The following is a 16,986-nucleotide window of genomic DNA, read 5'->3' as shown; positions in this document are numbered from 1 at the left end:
CATAATTATTTTATAACTTGCCCAAACTCATAATTCATAATTCAAAACTCATAATTAATAAAAAATGATTTACTTGATAACTGGCGGCGAGCGCTCTGGAAAAAGCGGTTATGCACAGAAATTGGCTTTAGAACTTTCCAACTCTCCTTTGTATGTAGCAACTGCCAGAAAATGGGATGATGATTTCCAAAATCGAATTGACCGTCATCAAAAGGAAAGAGACGAACATTGGACGAATATTGAAAAGGAAAAGTATTTAAGTGAAATTGATTTTTCTGGAAAAACTGCTTTAATTGATTGTGTAACGCTCTGGCTAACTAATTTCTTTGTTGATCATAAAAACGATGTACATTTGAGTTTGGAAGAAGCCAAAAAAGAATTTCTTGCTATCGCTAAACACAAAAATGCGAATATCATTATTGTGACAAATGAAATTGGCATGGGAGTTCACGCAGAAACTCATATCGGAAGAAAGTTTGTTGAACTCCAAGGCTGGATGAATCAGTTTCTTGCTACAAACGCAGATCAAGTTGTATTGATGGTTTCTGGAATTCCAGTTAAAATAAAAGGATAACAAACTTCAATATCAATAACAATTTCAAAAATCAATATTCTCATTGATTTTAAAATAAATTCTAAATATTACGTCCTAATTGCAAAACGAATATTTTAACTTTACAAAAAATAAAGATTTCAGGATTCACATTGCCATTGATTTTTGAAATTGTCATTGATTTTTAAAAATGAGCAATTTAGACGATATATTAAAATCACGCCGCGACACACGACATTTTACAGCCGATGAAGTTCCAGATGAAGTAATTCAGAAAGCTTTACAGGCTGGACATTGGGCACCATCTGTGGGACTAACCGATGCAACGAGATATTATATCATTAAATCAGATGAAGTTAAAACGTCTATTAAAAAGCTTTTTTTAGACTACAATAAAAAAGCAGAGGAACTAACCGACAATCCCGAGCAGAAAGAACTTTACAGATCACTTAAACTAGAGGCGATCGAAGAAGCGCCAATCGGACTAATCATTTCTTACGACCGTTCAGTTCTCAATCAGTTTACGATTGGAACTATTGGCAGTAATGAAGCGGTGAAATTCAGCACAGTTTGTGCGGCGCAAAATATCTGGCTTTCGCTTACAGAACAAGGTTACGGAATGGGCTGGGTTTCGATTCTCAATTATTATCAGTTTAAAAAAATCCTTGATTTACCAGAAAACATAGAACCGCTGGGTTATTTCTGCATCGGAAAACCAGCTACCAATTATAACAATCAGCCAATGCTGCAGCAATTGCATTGGAAACAAAAATTAGAAGCTCCTATTTGCAACGAAATCAAAGAAATCCATCAAATAAATGTTCCTGCTTTTGATTTGAAATCGGAAAACAAATTCCAAAACAATTCTGACTTCTACACTCTTTTACAAGACAAAATAGATTCTAAAACAAAACCTGTCGGTTCTTTGGGAACATTAGAATCTTTGGCTTTCCAAATGGCAACCGTTTTCGAAACTTTGAATCCAAAAATCTTAAAACCTAATATTGTAGTTTTCGCTGCCGATCACGGAATCGCAAATCATGGCGTAAGTGACTATCCACAGGATGTTACGCGACAAATGGTCAATAATTTTCTCGATGGTGGCGCAGCAATAAACGTGTTTTGCAATCAGAATAATATCGAATTATCAATTGTAGATTCGGGCGTTAATTATGATTTTCCAACCAATGCAAAGTTAATAGACGCAAAAATTGCCAAAGGAACTCAGTCATTTCTTCATGTTCCGGCAATGAGTGAATCTGAAGTTCAGTTATGTTTTGAGAAAGGAAAATCGATTGTTGAAAATATCGCAAAATCTGGTTCAAATTGTATTGGTTTTGGTGAAATGGGAATTGGAAATACTTCAACCGCTTCTGTTTTAATGAGTCTTTTAACCGATTTTCCTATTGAAGATTGTGTTGGAAAAGGAACTGGAGTTGAAAACGAAAAACTACTTCTAAAACAAAATCTACTCAAAAAAGCCATTGAAAGTTATTCCGGTCAAGCCGAAATACTATCGCAACTCTCCTATTTTGGAGGTTTTGAAATTCTTCAAATGGCTGGCGGAATGCTGACTGCTTTTGAAAATAAAATGCTGATTCTGGTGGACGGTTTTATTTGTACTGTTGCCTATTTGATAGCTTTTAAAATAAATCCGAATATCAAACAAAATGCTGTTTTCTGCCATTGTTCTGCCGAAAAAGCACATTCAGAATTATTGAATTATCTGGAAGCAAAACCTATTTTAAATCTCGATTTACGTTTGGGAGAAGGAACCGGATGCGCTGTTGCTTTTCCGATTTTAAAATCGGCTGAGGCTTTTTTGAATGAAATGGCTAGTTTTGAAAGCGCGGGAGTGAGTAGGAAATAACTTTCTTTTTAAGTTTAAAGTTTATAACTTTGAATTTTTAAATATCATACATGCCTTTTACAAAAGTTTACATTCACTGCGTTTGGAGTACAAAAAATAGATTCCCATTTTTAAATTCTATTGATATTCGTAAAAAAGTATGGCATCACATACAAGAAAATGCTTTAAAGAAGGAAATCTATCTAGACTTTATTAGTGGACATTCTGATCATTGCCACTGTTTAATTTCATTAGGAAATAATCAAACTATTCAGAAAGTGATACAGCTCTTGAAAGGAGAATCCTCGTATTGGATTAATAAAAATCAATTAACAAAAGATAAATTTGAATGGCAGGATGAATATTTTGCAGTTTCAGTTTCAGAATCTATTGTAGATAGAGTTCGGGATTATATTAAGAATCAAGAAGAACATCATAAAAAGAAAACATTTCAAGAAGAATATGACGAATTCATGATCAAATTTGGATTTAAATAATATTAAGAAAATTTGGCTAAAGCCTTTCTTAGTAACTATAATCCAACCAACATCTAAAGATGTTGGCAATTCATAGAAATTATTCTTTATTTTTTTTGAATTGCCTCCAGATTTATCTGGAGGTCATAAATTTGCTCCTAAAGAAGGCTTTAGCCAAATAATCATAATCAAATGAAAAAAGAACTACACATTTTCTTCACCTGTTTAATGTTTTACACCAGAATTCCATGCCCAAAAAACATTACACATCATCCAGATTATTTAAATAAAGCGACAAGATATTTTCCTTTTATCGGATGGATTGTTGGGACTATTTCATTTTTCGCCTATTCTATATTTGCCCAATTTCTTTCATCAGAAATTGCTGTTATACTAGCGATTATTGCTTCTATTTTAACAACGGGTGCTTTTCATGAAGACGGATTCGCTGATGTCTGTGATGGATTTGGTGGAGGCTGGACCAAAGAAAAAATCTTGATGATTATGAAAGATAGTGCGATTGGCGCCTATGGAGCAATTGGATTGGTTTTACTTTTTTTATTAAAGTTTAAAGTGATTTCAGAAAATATTTTACTTTTTACTGATAACATTTTACTAATTTTCCTTTTATTTATTTCTGCGCATTCTATAAGTCGCTTGGCAGCAATCAGCATTATTTTCACGCATGAATATTCTCGTGATGATGCTTCGAGCAAAAGCAAACCGATTGCAAAACAATATACTTGGAAAGAAGTTTTTGGCTCTTTCTTTTTTGGATTAATTCCTTTGATTGCATTTTCTTATTTTGACTTGAAATTTCTTCTTGCTATAATTCCTGTTTTCATAACACGCTATTTTTTAGCTCGCTATTTCCAGAAATGGATTGATGGCTATACTGGAGATTGTCTTGGAGCCACGCAACAGGTATGCGAAGTGGTATTTTACTTAAGCATTTTATTTTTATGGAAATTTATCTAGTTCGTCATACCGAAACCATTTGCGAAAAAGGAATCTGTTACGGACAATCTGATGTTGACATTGCCGTACCATTTGATGAAATTTTTGACCGAATTATTTCTGAACTTCCTTCGGAGGCAATTATTTTCTCTAGTCCGTTAAAGCGCTGCGTTATTTTAGCAAAACATATTCAAGAAAATATAAAAGCCATTTCTTACCAGGAAGACGAGCGTTTGAAAGAGATGAATTTTGGAGATTGGGAATTAAAAAGCTGGAACGAAATTCCTTCAGAAGAACTTAATCCGTGGATGGAAGATTTTGTAAATATTAAAGTTTCAAACGGAGAATCTTTTGTAGAACTCCATGAAAGAGTTGGTCAATTTTTATCTGAAGCCATTTCTACAACAAATCAGCCAATTATAATTGTTGCTCACGCCGGAATCATCAGAAGCATTTTATGCCATCAGAGTTCACTGCCTTTAAGGGATGCTTTCAACAATAAGGTTGATTTCGGGCAAGTTATAAAAATCGATTTTTAATAAAAATTGTTTGTGTTTTTCATGAAACGTAAACAAATTTGAATAATCAATATTTTTAACTTTATCTTTGCAGCAAATTAAGGTTGTGTTTTTGATTTAAAAACACATTAAAAGGGAATCAAGTAAATTCTTGAGCTGTACCCGCAACTGTAAGCTAAGTTCTAAACGAATGCTTGCTGTTAACTACAAACCACTGTTCCGCCACGGCGAATGGGAAGGTAAACAGCAAGACGCAAGCCAGGAGACCTGCCTTTGTAAACAATTATCGAGCTCTCGGGAAAAAGAGCGAAGAAATTATGACTTTAAAACGACTTTTTACTTTTTGCTTATTTGTGATGTGTCAGATTATTTTGGCGCAAAACGATTCTATTACCAGTCTTAAAGAAGTTTTTGTTTCAGATAAAAATTTAAGGACTTACTCTGCTTCACAATCCGTTTTAAAACTGAATGATTCTATAATCAATAAAAACGAAGCACTCTTAACCGATTTATTAAATTTCAATTCGACTCTATATTTTAAAGAATACGGACGCGGAATGCTTTCTACAGTTTCTTTCAGAGGAACAACTTCTTCTCAGACAGCAGTAATCTGGAACGGAATTAATATTAATTCTCAAATGAATGGGAGCACGGATTTTAATACTATTTCTGGCGCTGACTATAATTCTATAAGTGTAAAAGCGGGCGGCGGAAGTGTTATTTATGGAAGCGGTGCAGTTGGAGGAACCGTGCATTTAAATAACGATTTGTTGTTTTTTAATCGATTTGAGAATAATTTAAGACTAGATTACGGCAGTTTTAATACTATTGGGGTAAATTACAAAACCTCTATTTCTAACAAGAAATGGAGCGCTCAAATCGGACTCTCCAAAAATAGTTCTACAAACGATTACAAATATCTAAATCGATATACCTGGAGAGGCGAACAGAGATGGAATCAGAACGGGCAGTATGATATTATTACTTTGAGCGCTAATGCCGGATACAAATTCAACGAAAATCATATTTTAAAACTTTACAGCCAGACTTCAAACACTGATCGAAATACTTCTTTGATTACAGAAACTGAAACAAAAAGCAAATATATAAACGGTTTCAATAGAAATCTTTTGGAATATGATGGAACGTATGGAAAAATAAAAACCAATTTCAAAACAGCTTATATTTTCGAAAACTATCAGTATTTTGCCAATAACGCTTTAAAAAATTATACCTACGGAAAGACCGAAAACTTAATTACAAAGCTTGATGTCGATTATCACTTATTTAAATCAACTCACATAAACGGAATTGCAGACTATAGCAGAACAAACGGTTACGGAACTAGTTTTGGAAGCCATATTCGAGAAATCAGTTCTGCCGCTTTATTAGTTAGACAAGATTTTGGCACAAATTGGAAAAACGAATTAGGCATTAGAAAAGAATTTACAAATAATTACAAATCGCCTATTTTATTCAATTTAGGATCTTCTTATAAATTTAATGATTGGTATAATCTGAAACTGAATGTTTCTCGAAACTTCAGAATTCCAACATATAATGATTTGTATTGGGATGAAGGAGGAAATCCAAACTTAAAGCCTGAAAGCTCTTATCAGGGAGAAATTGGCAATGTTTTTACATTCAAAAATCTGACTTGGACGCAGAATTTTTATTATATGAAAATTACCGATATGCTGCAATGGGTTCCAGGTACAAACGGAATTTGGACTCCCCAAAACCAAGATAAGGTAATTAGTTATGGAACCGAAACCCTATTGGGCTGGAAGAAAAGCTATGGCAAAAATATTTTTGCTGTAAACGCTACCTATGCTTATACGGTTTCGCAAGATGAAAAAACTAAAAATCAGATCTTTTTTGTTCCATTCAATAAAGCTACAGGAGCTGTTTCGTATTCTCGAGATAAAATAAGCGCATATTACCAAATCCTTTATAACGGATTTGTTTACACGAGAGCCGATAACGATCCTGATGAAATCATTAACGATTATACGGTTTCAAATATCGGAATCGATTACGATCTAAAATTTTTAGATTCTTTCAAAGTAGGTTTTCAAGTTTTAAATCTTTTCAATAAAGATTACGAAAGTCTAGAAAACAGACCAATGCCTGGTCGTAATTTCAATATGTATTTAACCTTAAAATTTTAATATATGAAGTTTAGTAAATTACTTTTAATAGCGTTAAGCATTTCGTTATTCGCTTCTTGTTCAAGTGATGATAACGATGATCCTAAAGGTGCTTACGACAATGGTTTTTTTATTTTAAATGAAGGAAGTTCAGATGTCGGAAGCGTTTCTTTCTCAAGCGATGATTTTACCTCTTTTACCAAAGATGTTTATGCTTCTGCCAACGGTTCTGATTTAATTGGCGGATATCTGCAAAATATCTTTTTTGATGGAGATCGCGCATACATCATTTCAGGAGGATCAAATGTAATCAATGTTGTAAACCGTTATACTTTTAAATTGATTGCAAAGATTGATTCTGGTCTTGCTAACCCAAGATACGGAGTTGTGAAAGACGGAAAAGCGTATGTAACAAATGCAAATACATATTCTTATATCAATCCAGCAACTGGAGACACTGACGATTATGTTGCTGTAATTAATCTGGCTACTAATACCGTCGAATCAAAAATCGAGTTAAATGCCACTGCAAACAGATTAATCTTAGAAAATGGCAAATTATACATTACAGAACCTAACAGCAGCACTAAATTATTAATTGTAAATATTGCAACAAAGGCGATAGAAACAGTAGAAATTGGCTCTAGCGGAGATTCTATCGAAGAAGAAAACGGAACTTTATTTATTTTGAGAGCTCCTTATTCTGGATCAGGTGAAATTGTAAAAGTAAAACTGTCTGATAAATCTATATCTAGAATTGCATTTCCAGAGAGCTTAGCTGGTCTAGGTTTTATGGATATTGAAGACAACAAAATCTATTATACTGCTGGAAGCTCTGTTTATGCTATGGATATCAATGCAACAACACCTTCTACTACGGCAATTGTAAACTCGCCAGCGAGCTACGTTTACGGTTTTGCTGTAGAAAACAACCGCATTTATATTGCCGATGCAAAATTTGATAAAGATAGTAAAGCTTTTATCTATAATTTATCTGGAGTTTTACAAAAAGAATTAGCTGTTGGTGTAGGTTCAAACGGATTCTACTTTAATAATTAATATTATACTTTAAAATTAGTTTTTGTTTTTTATGGAAAAGGCTTTCATTTCTGAAAGCCTTTTCTATTTTTATATCCTATTACATTAATGTCCTTTTGGAACATTTTGAAAATACATTCCGTGTCTTAATCCGTTTATGATTTTTGAATCTGTCAGATAAGGTGTATTTGGTGCAGAATCATCAAAAATTCTTTTGGCAGTTGTTCCTGTAATTTTTGAAATTGCCAAATTAAGCAGAGGTTCAGAAGGATCTCCTAAAACTCCATAGGTACTTACTCTTTCGTACTGCTGATACGTTGGCTGTAAACCTTGCGTGTAATCTCCAAAACCGGCAGAATTAGAAATTTTAAAAACTAAAGGCTGCATCGCATATTTATGATTCGGATTGATTCCTTTTTTAGTAAACAAAGTTTCAGAATCATAAATCGTATAAGAACCAACATTTTTACCCGTTGTAGTTTCTCCAATCTGCACTACATTGATATAAGGTTTTAAACCATTTATAACCAATTCGCTTGCAGAAGCCGTACTCGCAGTTGTAATAATATAGACTGTAGTTAAATTTAAGCTGTTTAATGCTTTTCCTTCAATATTATTCACAAATCTATAATTCAAGCTTTCCAAATCTTCAGCGGTCATATCTTTCATCCACTTACTGTTAAATTGCGTTTTTGCAAAAATCTGAGTATCGAACTGTCCTGTAATCATACTAGAAAGTCTTATTGAAGAGGTAACAGCTCCTCCTCCATTGTATCGAAGATCTAAAACTAAATCTGTTATCCCTTGCGATTTCAATTCGCCAAAAGCCTGATTTAATTTATCATCATATCCAGGATAAAAGCCATTATACATTAAATAACCAATTTTATGACTTCCAGAAGTAATTACTTTATTGATCAAAATAGGATTTTCTTCTAAAACAGTTTTAGTCAAGGAAACTGATTTTCCATTCAAAACATAACTCGTTCCATTATAATCTGCAAGATTTAAAGTGTAACTATCCTGATTTAATAATAATTCCTGATAATTAGAAACCGTAAGTTTTGTTCCATTTACACTCGTAAATAAATCACCTCTCTTAATTGCTTTTGTAGAAGCATCAGAATTTGGAATAATATATCGGACAAAACCAACAACATCATTTGATCCAGAAGCCACACGGCTCAATCTAAAATCAACACCATTATTTTTTGTAACGCCGCTTAATTCCTGTTCCAAAACAGTATAATCGTCAACAATCCAACTGAAGCGGTCAATTGCGTCTCCATTTGGATATTTGCTTACTGGCTTGTTCAATAGATCTTCGAACAAATCTTCAGGATGAGAGTATCCTCTCAAGAACTGATTGAAATCTGGTTGTAAATTACGACCATCGGCTAGATTTGGAACATCTTGCTGCCATAAGTAAACTTCATTTAATCCTCTCCAGATAAAATTATTAATCTGCAAGTCTGCTGGAGCAGCTACATCATCCTGATCTTCACAAGACTGTAAAGAAAAAGCGAATAAAAAGAGAAAAAGAACACTCTTTAAAGTTGTTTTCATATCGTGTAGTTATCTATATTCTGAATAAACGTAAAAATAGTATCTTTAGTTTTACCTTTATCGTTAAAGCAGTATTTTTTTTACATAAAAAAAATTTCTTTTTTGCTGTAACAAATATAATTGTACCTCGTCTTGAATATATAAGCTAACGATTAACCATCTTATTAATGAACCAAGTTGTATTTATAGAATTAATAAATCCTTTTAAAGACAAAGTTTTTCGTCTGGCAAAAAGATTGCTTACTAGCACCGAAGAAGCAGAAGATGCGACTCAGGAAGTAATGGTAAAATTATGGAACAAAAAAGATAATCTGCAAAGCTACAATAGCGTCGAAGCATTGGCCATGACAATGACTAAAAATTATTGTCTCGATCAGCTAAAATCTAAAAGAGCCAGTAATCTGCAGATTGTCCATAATAATTTTACCGATCGGCAACCTCAATTGGATAAAAAATTAGAAGACCAAGACAGTTTAGAATGGGTCGAAAAAATTATAAACGAAATGCCCGAACAAATGCAGCTATTAATTCAGCTTCGGGATGTTGAACAATATGAATTTGAAGAAATAGCCAAAATCGTAAATATGAACGAAACAGCAATACGAGTGGCACTTTCTAGAGCGAGAAAAAAAATTAGAGAATCAATGACAAATACACACCTTTATGGAACTAAATAAAATAGAAGATATATTAGAAAAATACTTTCAGGGAGAAACTTCTATTGCTGAAGAAAATCAATTAAAAGAATATTTTTCTTCATCAAATGTTGCGCAGCATTTGGAGCAATACAAACCTATGTTTGGCTATTTCTCTCAAGCAAGAGAACAGAAATCGACGTATGAGATTCCACTACAAACTAAGAAACGAAATGTGGCGTGGTTATCGATTGCAGCTTCTGCTGTTGTTTTGCTCGGAATCGGAACTTACTTTTTTGTTAGCGAAAAAAATGAACCTACTGCAGTAGCTTCGCAAGCAGAATTAGGAACTTACGATGATCCCGAAGAAGCTTTAAAAGCGACTCAAAAAGCTTTGGCTTTATTATCAAACAATGTTAATGTAGGTATTGAAAGTGTACACTACATTAAGGAATATGAACAATCAAAAAACAAAATTTTCAAACAGTAATTAAACAAAAATAATCATGAGAAATTTCATTATAACTTTAGTCTTCGCATTCGTTTCAACTACATTTTATGCACAAAGTGCTTTTGACAAATTTGATGGTCAGGATGATGTAACTTCAGTAATTGTAAACAAAAAAATGTTCGATTTAATGAGCAAAGTAAAAACTGATGCTTCTGATAAAGAGACTCAGCAATATATTGCTCTAATCAAAAAACTGGATTACTTAAAAGTATTTACTACTAAAAATCCAAAAATCGAAGCCGACATGAAAGCTACTGCCGATAAATATGTAAAAACTGCCGGTTTAGAAGAATTAATGCGAGTAAATGATGGCGGAAAAAACGTTAGAATAATGGTAAAATCTGGCGCTACAGATACGCAGATAAGAGAACTTTTAATGTATGTTGACGGTGCAAAAAATGATGAAACTGTTTTACTATCTTTAACTGGTAATTTTGACTTAAACGAGATTTCGGTATTAACAGATAAAATGCAGCTTCCTGGCGGTACAGACCTAAAGAAAGCTTCTAAAGGCAAAAAATAAAAATGAAAAACAACATCTTCATACTAGCACTTACAGCTCTTCTAACTTTGGGGAGCTGTAATTCTGAACCATCTCTGCAAAAATATTTCGTTGAGAATTCAGAGAAAAAAGATTTTATTGCTTTAGATATTTCACCAAACATTTTGAATGTTGATAAAACCAAATTATCAGCTGAGCAAAACGAGGCTTTGAATTCGTTTGACAAAATGAATATTCTGGCTTTTAAAGCAGATCAAAACAATCAAACAGAATTTGAGGCAGAAAGAAACAAAGTAAAAGCCATATTAAAAGATCCTAAATATCAAGAATTAATGAAGTTCGGCTCTGGTAAAGAAGGCGCTTCTATAAGCTACGTCGGAAGTGACGACAACATTAAAGAGTTTGTCATTTTTGCCAACAGAAAAGAAAATGGTTTTGCAGTAGTTCGTGTGTTAGGCGAAGATATGAATCCGAATAATATTATGACCTTAATGTCTGTTTTACAAAACTCTAAAATAGACATGGAGCAATTAAAACCTTTAGAGCAATTGCTTAAAAAATAAAAAAACATCTTACTTTTTAAAACAAGAAAAGCTCCAATTACGGAGCTTTTTCTTTTGTATTTGAAAGATTTTACTGAACAAAACATCGCGTTTTTATTTTGGCATGAATCTAATTTAATTATATTTGTAGCTTACCAAAATAATAAATTATGATACAAAAAACATCAAATGCCTTTATCGCCGCATCTTGGGTTGCACTTGGAGCCGGGACAATCGGTTTTATTGTTGGACTTGCCAGAGCCGAAATGCTTTTAAACGAAAAAGGATATTATTTCACCGTTCTAATGTTCGGACTTTTTGCTGTTGTTTCGCTGCAAAAAAGCGTAAGAGACCGATTAGAAAAACTTCCTGTTACTGATATTTACTACGGAATCTGCTGGTTTGGAACATTATTATCAATTGTTCTTTTAGTTGTTGGACTTTGGAATGCAACGATTCTTCCAAGCGAAAAAGGTTTCTATGCTTTTGCTTTTCTATTGGCATTGTTTGGTGCTATTTCAGTTCAAAAAAACACTAGAGATAATATGAACTTTAATCAAGGCGAATAAAGTTTCAAACAATTTCAGAAATAAAAAGCTCCAATTTTCATTGGAGCTTTTCTTTTATAATAGAACCTGAGATTATTTACTCAAATACATTTTTCTTCTAGAGTACAATTCGTAGAATTGATCATCTTTTAAGTCATCAATAAACAAGATACTTTCTCCTGTTGATTTCATTTCTGGCCCTAACGCTTTGTTAACATTCGGGAATTTGCTGAAAGAGAAAACAGGTTGTTTGATTGCAAAACCGTTTAATTGTGGGTTGAAATCAAAGTCAGTTACTTTATTGTGGCCTAACATTACTTTAGTAGCGTAATTTACGTAAGGCTCTCCATAAGCTTTTGCAATGAACGGAACTGTTCTTGAAGCTCTTGGGTTTGCCTCGATGATGTAAACCGTATCATCTTTAATTGCAAACTGAATGTTGATTAATCCAACCGTTTTTAAAGCTCTAGCAATTTTATGTGTGTGATCTTTAATTTGCTGCATTACGAATTCTCCTAAGTTGAAAGGAGGCAATGTTGCGTTACTATCTCCAGAGTGAACACCGCAAGGCTCAATGTGCTCCATAATTCCGATGATGTACACATTTCCATCAGCATCACAGATGGCATCTGCTTCAGCTTCGATTGCTCCAGCTAAGTAATGGTCTAGTAACAATTTATTTCCTGGAATTGCTTTCAGCAAATCGATTACGTGCTCTTCAAGCTCTTTTTTGTTGATTACAATCTTCATTCCCTGACCTCCTAGTACATAAGAAGGACGGATTAAAAGTGGGAAATCTAAAGTATCAGCTAATTTTGAAGCTTCATCAGCCGTTTCAGCGATTCCGAATCTTGGGAAAGGAATATTTAACTCAGTTAATAAGTCTGAGAAACGTCCTCTGTCTTCAGCTAAGTCAAGTGCATCAAAACTAGTTCCGATGATTTTCACACCGTATTTAGACAATTTATCTGCTAATTTAAGAGCTGTCTGACCTCCAAGCTGAACGATCACACCTTCTGGTTTTTCGTGCTGGATAATGTCATAAATATGCTCCCAGAAAACTGGCTCAAAGTATAATTTATCAGCCGTATCAAAGTCTGTAGATACTGTTTCAGGATTACAATTAATCATGATGGTTTCGTAACCGCATTCTTTAGCAGCTAAAACTCCGTGTACACAAGAGTAATCAAACTCGATTCCTTGTCCAATTCTGTTTGGTCCAGAACCTAAAACGATCACTTTCTTTCTATCTGTTACAATACTTTCGTTATCAACAAAACGCTCTCCATTTGGTTTTTCAATTTCAGCTTCAAAAGTGGAGTAGTAATAAGGAGTCTGCGCTTTAAACTCAGCTGCGCAAGTATCAACCAATTTAAACACACGGTTGATCTTCTGCTCCATACGTAAAGTATGCACTTCACTTTCCAGACAACTCATCATGTGGGCGATTTGTCTGTCTGCAAAACCTTTTTGTTTCGCCTCAAGCAATAATTCTTTAGGAAGATTAGAAACTTTGTAGTTTGAAATCTCTTTTTCTAAAGTATAAAGCTGTTCATATTGTTTTAAGAACCACATATCGATTCTTGTAATTTCATGAATGGTGCTCAATGGAATTCCCATTGCGATTGCATCGTAGATTACAAAAACACGATCCCAACTTGCATACGTTAGTTTCTCAATAATCTGCTCGTAATTTTTATATCCTTTTCCGTCAGCACCTAAACCGTTTCTCTTAATCTCTAGAGATTGAGTCGCTTTGTGAAGCGCTTCCTGGAAAGAACGTCCGATCCCCATAACCTCACCTACAGATTTCATCTGAAGACCTAAAGTTCTGTCTGAACCTTCAAATTTATCGAAGTTCCAACGTGGTATTTTTACGATTACATAATCTAAAGTTGGTTCGAAAAGAGCCGAAGTAGATTTTGTAATTTGGTTTTGCAATTCATCTAAGTTGTATCCTAAAGCTAGTTTAGAAGCGATTTTTGCAATTGGATAACCTGTTGCTTTTGAAGCCAAAGCAGAAGAACGAGATACACGAGGGTTGATCTCGATTGCTACGATATCTTCTTTTTCGTCTGGCGAAACTGCGAATTGTACGTTACATCCTCCCGCAAAATTCCCGATACTTCTCATCATTAAGATAGCATAGTCACGTAATTTTTGGAAAGTAGTATCCGATAATGTCATCGCTGGCGCAACTGTAATCGAATCTCCAGTGTGGATTCCCATTGGATCCATGTTTTCGATAGAACAGATAATTACAACGTTGTCATTTTTATCTCTTAAAAGCTCTAACTCGTACTCTTTCCACCCCATCAAAGCTTTGTCGATCAAAACTTCATGAATTGGAGAAGCTTCAAGTCCGCGAGTTAAAAGCTCATCAAAATCTTCTTTTTTGTACACCACAGCTGCTCCTGTTCCTCCAAGTGTAAATGAAGGACGAATTACAAGCGGAAAACCAAACTCCTGAGCAATTTCTTTTCCTTCTAAGTAAGATGTAGCTGTTTTTGCTGGTGCAGTTGGCACATTGATTTTTTCTAAAAGCTGTTTGAATTGCTCTCTGTCTTCAGTAATATTAATTGCATTTACATCAACACCGATTAATCTTACTCCGAAATCTTGCCAGATTCCTTTTTCTTCAGCCTCCAAACACAAGTTCAAAGCAGTTTGTCCTCCCATTGTTGGAAGAACTGCATCAATTTGCGGATGTTCCTTAAGAATCTCAATAATCGATTTTGTCGTTAAAGGTTTCAAATAAATATGATCGGCCATAGATGGGTCGGTCATAATCGTCGCTGGATTCGAGTTAATCAAGATAACCTCAATTCCTTCTTCACGAATCGAGCGTGCAGATTGAGATCCCGCATAATCGAATTCGCAAGCTTGGCCAATAACAATAGGTCCTGAACCTATTATTAAAACTGATTTTATTGATGTGTCTTTAGGCATTTTGTATGTATTGTGTAGTTATTTACGATTTAAAAACCTCTCTAGTGCGTTATAAACTAGAAAGTTGAAAAAATTTGTACCGAAAAGGTATAAAAAAAGGCGATACTAAAAAAGTAATCGCCTTATGTATGTTTATACAAACATTATTTTTTGTGTCTAGGCTCGCTAGAAACAGTTAATTTATGTCTTCCTTTTGCTCTTCTACGCGCTAGAACTTTTCTTCCATTCGCAGAAGCCATTCTGTCCATAAATCCGTGCTTATTTCTTCTTTTTCTTTTCGATGGTTGAAATGTTCTTTTGCTCATTGCTTTGTATCTTTAAAAATGGTATCTATTAACTTATTAATTTGTTTTTGATATCGTTATTCAAAAACCGAGTGCAAATATACAAAGACTTTTTTTTCTAGCAAGTACTTTTATAAAAATATTTTTAATTCCTTTTACTATCTTTGCAATCACAAATTTACATTAATTATGTTTCACAAAAATATTAAACTTATTTTGGCCGGACTTCTTGTAGTGGCGGGCATTTGGCAATTTACAGAAAGTAATATCGGAAATGGAATCTTTCTTATATTATTGACTGCAATTCCGATTTTTCTTTATTTCAAAAACGAATTTATCCTTTTAGCTTTCCTTAAACTAAGAAAACAAGACTTCGCAGGAGCTAATAAATGGTTATCATATATCAAAAATCCAGAAGGTGCATTAGTAAGAAAACAACAAGGATACTTAAACTATTTGCAGGGTATCATGTTGTCCCAAACCAATATCAACCAAGCAGAGAAACATTTCAAAAAAGCAATCGAACTTGGACTATCAATGGATATGGATTTAGCTGTAGCTAAATTAAACCTTGCAGGAGTTGCCATGTCACGCAGAAGAAAATTGGAAGCGACTAATTTATTAAACGAAGCTAAAAAATTAGACAAACAAGGAATGCTGAAAGAACAAATCTCTATGATGAAAGAGCAAATGAAGAAAATCTAACGATTTTTTAAATTCCAAATATAAAAATCCCAAATTCTAAAAAGGAGTTTGGGATTTTTTTTATTGTAGATTTTTGAGTTTAGATTTTGCTCCATTAAAGATTTCCCAGATAGTTTGTCATCCTGAGGAACGAAGGATCACACTAGAAATTCCACACAGGATATTGCCAATCTTTATCTAGCTAGGAGTGTGATCCTTCGTTCCTCAGGATGACAAAACTGCATTCATAAAGATTTGTAATTTGGAATTTTAAAATTGAAGTTTTACTCCAAAATTATCGAAGGTAAATTCTCATTCAGCCATTTATACTTATTAAGAATCATAATATGGGTTCCCCCTTTAACCAAAATGCATTTATCGATATATTTAATTGGAAAAACTTCGTCTTGATCTCCGTGAATGTGCACTACATTTTCGTCAATTTTATCTCGATCCCATAAGATTACACTTTCTACAGCCCATTGCAGATACCCTAAATCGCGTACAGATAGAAACTTCTCGTATAATTTTATTCTCTTATTGACTTTTTCTCCAAAAGAAAACTTGGCAAGCTTTTCAATATTAAGAATCAACTGCATCGGGATTAGTTTATAAGCTTTTGTTCGCTTTCCTATTTTCATTCTTCTAGGAAATTCATGATTGCTTCTTACACTTGATATTATAATGACTTTTCGCGCTTTGATATGCTTCGAAATTTCCTGAACTAAGATGCCTCCAAAAGAAACTCCGATTAAAACAGGATTTTCTTCTTTTATGTTTTTACTAATTCGAAGTGCATAATCTGATAAAGATTCTTTAGGGTTTGGAATTTCCCACTCGAGAAGATGCGTTTCAAAAATATTTTCATCCAATTTTATTCTTTCAAAAATAGATGAACTCGCTGCCAGACCCGGCATAAAATAAACTGGAATTTTACTCATAACATTAAAATGAAATTACCATTGAGATATTTATTCTTAAAAAATAAAGTTACTTCTTTTAATATCATGATAATCAAATTTCAGACCTATTTATTACATCTGACTCAAAAAATCAAACTTCAAAACAATAACTTAAAGTTTACAGCTGCAAAAAATAATTTAATATTGAAAATCAAATGATTACCTTTGCATTTCGAAATATTTTTTGATTTTAAATCTTATAAAGAATTTTCTTTCAATACATGTTTCGAATCCCAAATTCACTATTTACCAATAACCTAAC

17 protein-coding genes and 1 riboswitch are annotated in these 16,986 nt (G+C 33.5%); of the genes, 13 read left to right on the top strand and 4 right to left on the bottom strand.

Annotation, left to right across the window (positions count from 1 at the left end):
* The first annotated feature begins 64 nt into the window (after positions 1 to 64).
* The 7 genes from cobU to BB050_RS11895 all read left to right on the top strand — a co-directional run bounded on the left by cobU (position 65) and on the right by BB050_RS11895 (position 7,562).
* Positions 65 to 574, top strand: a complete 510-nt coding sequence (gene cobU, locus BB050_RS11925) for a bifunctional adenosylcobinamide kinase/adenosylcobinamide-phosphate guanylyltransferase (RefSeq protein ID WP_066033713.1) — start codon at positions 65 to 67, stop codon at positions 572 to 574.
* Positions 575 to 743: 169 nt separating this feature from the next.
* On the top strand, positions 744 to 2,423 hold the full coding sequence (gene cobT / locus BB050_RS11920) for a nicotinate-nucleotide--dimethylbenzimidazole phosphoribosyltransferase (protein ID WP_066033712.1): 1,680 nt from the start codon (positions 744 to 746) through the stop codon (positions 2,421 to 2,423).
* A 50-nt stretch (positions 2,424 to 2,473) separates the two neighbouring features.
* On the top strand, positions 2,474 to 2,899 hold the full coding sequence (gene tnpA / locus BB050_RS11915) for an IS200/IS605 family transposase (protein ID WP_066033711.1): 426 nt from the start codon (positions 2,474 to 2,476) through the stop codon (positions 2,897 to 2,899).
* A 171-nt stretch (positions 2,900 to 3,070) separates the two neighbouring features.
* A complete protein-coding gene (locus tag BB050_RS11910) occupies positions 3,071 to 3,856 on the top strand; it encodes an adenosylcobinamide-GDP ribazoletransferase (RefSeq protein ID WP_066033710.1) in 786 nt (261 codons plus the stop codon).
* On the top strand, positions 3,841 to 4,374 hold the full coding sequence (gene cobC, locus BB050_RS11905) for an alpha-ribazole phosphatase (RefSeq protein WP_066033709.1): 534 nt from the start codon (positions 3,841 to 3,843) through the stop codon (positions 4,372 to 4,374). Before BB050_RS11910 ends, cobC begins: the two co-directional genes overlap by 16 nt.
* Before the next feature lie 63 nt (positions 4,375 to 4,437).
* Positions 4,438 to 4,642, top strand: a riboswitch (cobalamin riboswitch).
* A 28-nt stretch (positions 4,643 to 4,670) separates the two neighbouring features.
* Positions 4,671 to 6,524, top strand: a complete 1,854-nt coding sequence (locus tag BB050_RS11900) for a TonB-dependent receptor plug domain-containing protein (protein ID WP_066035151.1) — start codon at positions 4,671 to 4,673, stop codon at positions 6,522 to 6,524.
* Positions 6,525 to 6,527: 3 nt separating this feature from the next.
* A complete protein-coding gene (locus tag BB050_RS11895; RefSeq protein ID WP_008464860.1) occupies positions 6,528 to 7,562 on the top strand; it encodes a YncE family protein in 1,035 nt (344 codons plus the stop codon).
* 84 nt (positions 7,563 to 7,646) lie between these two features.
* On the opposite strand, the gene BB050_RS11890 is transcribed toward BB050_RS11895, so the two are convergent.
* The gene (locus BB050_RS11890) at positions 7,647 to 9,107 is read right to left on the bottom strand and encodes a S41 family peptidase (RefSeq protein WP_066033708.1); all 1,461 of its coding nucleotides are present in this window, start codon (positions 9,105 to 9,107) and stop codon (positions 7,647 to 7,649) included.
* Positions 9,108 to 9,274: 167 nt separating this feature from the next.
* On the opposite strand from BB050_RS11890, the gene BB050_RS11885 reads away from it, so the two are divergent.
* The 5 genes from BB050_RS11885 to yiaA all read left to right on the top strand — a co-directional run bounded on the left by BB050_RS11885 (position 9,275) and on the right by yiaA (position 11,866).
* On the top strand, positions 9,275 to 9,784 hold the full coding sequence (locus BB050_RS11885) for an RNA polymerase sigma factor (protein WP_008464858.1): 510 nt from the start codon (positions 9,275 to 9,277) through the stop codon (positions 9,782 to 9,784).
* Positions 9,771 to 10,232, top strand: a complete 462-nt coding sequence (locus BB050_RS11880; protein ID WP_066033707.1) for a hypothetical protein — start codon at positions 9,771 to 9,773, stop codon at positions 10,230 to 10,232. Before BB050_RS11885 ends, BB050_RS11880 begins: the two co-directional genes overlap by 14 nt.
* 16 nt (positions 10,233 to 10,248) lie before the next feature.
* On the top strand, positions 10,249 to 10,776 hold the full coding sequence (locus tag BB050_RS11875) for a DUF4252 domain-containing protein (protein ID WP_008464855.1): 528 nt from the start codon (positions 10,249 to 10,251) through the stop codon (positions 10,774 to 10,776).
* A gap of 2 nt (positions 10,777 to 10,778) precedes the next feature.
* A complete protein-coding gene (locus BB050_RS11870) occupies positions 10,779 to 11,318 on the top strand; it encodes a DUF4252 domain-containing protein (RefSeq protein WP_066033706.1) in 540 nt (179 codons plus the stop codon).
* 149 nt (positions 11,319 to 11,467) lie between these two features.
* Positions 11,468 to 11,866, top strand: a complete 399-nt coding sequence (gene yiaA / locus BB050_RS11865) for an inner membrane protein YiaA (RefSeq protein WP_066033705.1) — start codon at positions 11,468 to 11,470, stop codon at positions 11,864 to 11,866.
* Between the two features lie 72 nt (positions 11,867 to 11,938).
* Here yiaA and carB read toward each other — a convergent pair whose 3' ends face one another.
* On the bottom strand, positions 11,939 to 14,794 hold the full coding sequence (carB, locus tag BB050_RS11860) for a carbamoyl-phosphate synthase large subunit (RefSeq protein WP_008464849.1): 2,856 nt from the start codon (positions 14,792 to 14,794) through the stop codon (positions 11,939 to 11,941).
* Positions 14,795 to 14,937: 143 nt separating this feature from the next.
* Positions 14,938 to 15,099 carry a 50S ribosomal protein L34 gene (gene rpmH, locus BB050_RS11855; protein WP_008464848.1) on the bottom strand — a complete coding sequence of 54 codons (162 nt, stop codon included), beginning with the start codon at positions 15,097 to 15,099 and terminating at the stop codon, positions 14,938 to 14,940.
* Positions 15,100 to 15,267: 168 nt separating this feature from the next.
* Here rpmH and BB050_RS11850 point away from each other — a divergent pair, with 168 nt between their 5' ends.
* A complete protein-coding gene (locus BB050_RS11850) occupies positions 15,268 to 15,783 on the top strand; it encodes a hypothetical protein (RefSeq protein WP_008464839.1) in 516 nt (171 codons plus the stop codon).
* A gap of 263 nt (positions 15,784 to 16,046) precedes the next feature.
* On the opposite strand, the gene BB050_RS11845 is transcribed toward BB050_RS11850, so the two are convergent.
* On the bottom strand, positions 16,047 to 16,703 hold the full coding sequence (locus BB050_RS11845) for an alpha/beta hydrolase family protein (RefSeq protein ID WP_066033704.1): 657 nt from the start codon (positions 16,701 to 16,703) through the stop codon (positions 16,047 to 16,049).
* Between the last annotated feature and the right edge of the window lie 283 nt (positions 16,704 to 16,986).

The sequence above is a fragment of the Flavobacterium anhuiense genome, from assembly GCF_001705175.1.
In the GTDB taxonomy this organism is placed as follows: Bacteria; Bacteroidota; Bacteroidia; order Flavobacteriales; family Flavobacteriaceae; genus Flavobacterium; species Flavobacterium anhuiense.
This window is presented reverse-complemented; position numbering and strand designations above follow the sequence as displayed.

Bases quoted from the DNA above. Each gene is read 5' to 3' on its own strand.
- cobU (WP_066033713.1), top strand. From the start codon at position 65: ATGATTTACTTGATAACTGGCGGCGAGCGCTCTGGAAAAAGCGGTTAT.
- cobT (WP_066033712.1), top strand. From the start codon at position 744: ATGAGCAATTTAGACGATATATTAAAATCACGCCGCGACACACGACAT.
- tnpA (WP_066033711.1), top strand. From the start codon at position 2,474: ATGCCTTTTACAAAAGTTTACATTCACTGCGTTTGGAGTACAAAAAAT.
- BB050_RS11910 (WP_066033710.1), top strand. From the start codon at position 3,071: ATGAAAAAAGAACTACACATTTTCTTCACCTGTTTAATGTTTTACACC.
- cobC (WP_066033709.1), top strand. From the start codon at position 3,841: ATGGAAATTTATCTAGTTCGTCATACCGAAACCATTTGCGAAAAAGGA.
- BB050_RS11900 (WP_066035151.1), top strand. From the start codon at position 4,671: ATGACTTTAAAACGACTTTTTACTTTTTGCTTATTTGTGATGTGTCAG.
- BB050_RS11895 (WP_008464860.1), top strand. From the start codon at position 6,528: ATGAAGTTTAGTAAATTACTTTTAATAGCGTTAAGCATTTCGTTATTC.
- BB050_RS11890 (WP_066033708.1), bottom strand. From the start codon at position 9,107: ATGAAAACAACTTTAAAGAGTGTTCTTTTTCTCTTTTTATTCGCTTTT.
- BB050_RS11885 (WP_008464858.1), top strand. From the start codon at position 9,275: ATGAACCAAGTTGTATTTATAGAATTAATAAATCCTTTTAAAGACAAA.
- BB050_RS11880 (WP_066033707.1), top strand. From the start codon at position 9,771: ATGGAACTAAATAAAATAGAAGATATATTAGAAAAATACTTTCAGGGA.
- BB050_RS11875 (WP_008464855.1), top strand. From the start codon at position 10,249: ATGAGAAATTTCATTATAACTTTAGTCTTCGCATTCGTTTCAACTACA.
- BB050_RS11870 (WP_066033706.1), top strand. From the start codon at position 10,779: ATGAAAAACAACATCTTCATACTAGCACTTACAGCTCTTCTAACTTTG.
- yiaA (WP_066033705.1), top strand. From the start codon at position 11,468: ATGATACAAAAAACATCAAATGCCTTTATCGCCGCATCTTGGGTTGCA.
- carB (WP_008464849.1), bottom strand. From the start codon at position 14,794: ATGCCTAAAGACACATCAATAAAATCAGTTTTAATAATAGGTTCAGGA.
- rpmH (WP_008464848.1), bottom strand. From the start codon at position 15,099: ATGAGCAAAAGAACATTTCAACCATCGAAAAGAAAAAGAAGAAATAAG.
- BB050_RS11850 (WP_008464839.1), top strand. From the start codon at position 15,268: ATGTTTCACAAAAATATTAAACTTATTTTGGCCGGACTTCTTGTAGTG.
- BB050_RS11845 (WP_066033704.1), bottom strand. From the start codon at position 16,703: ATGAGTAAAATTCCAGTTTATTTTATGCCGGGTCTGGCAGCGAGTTCA.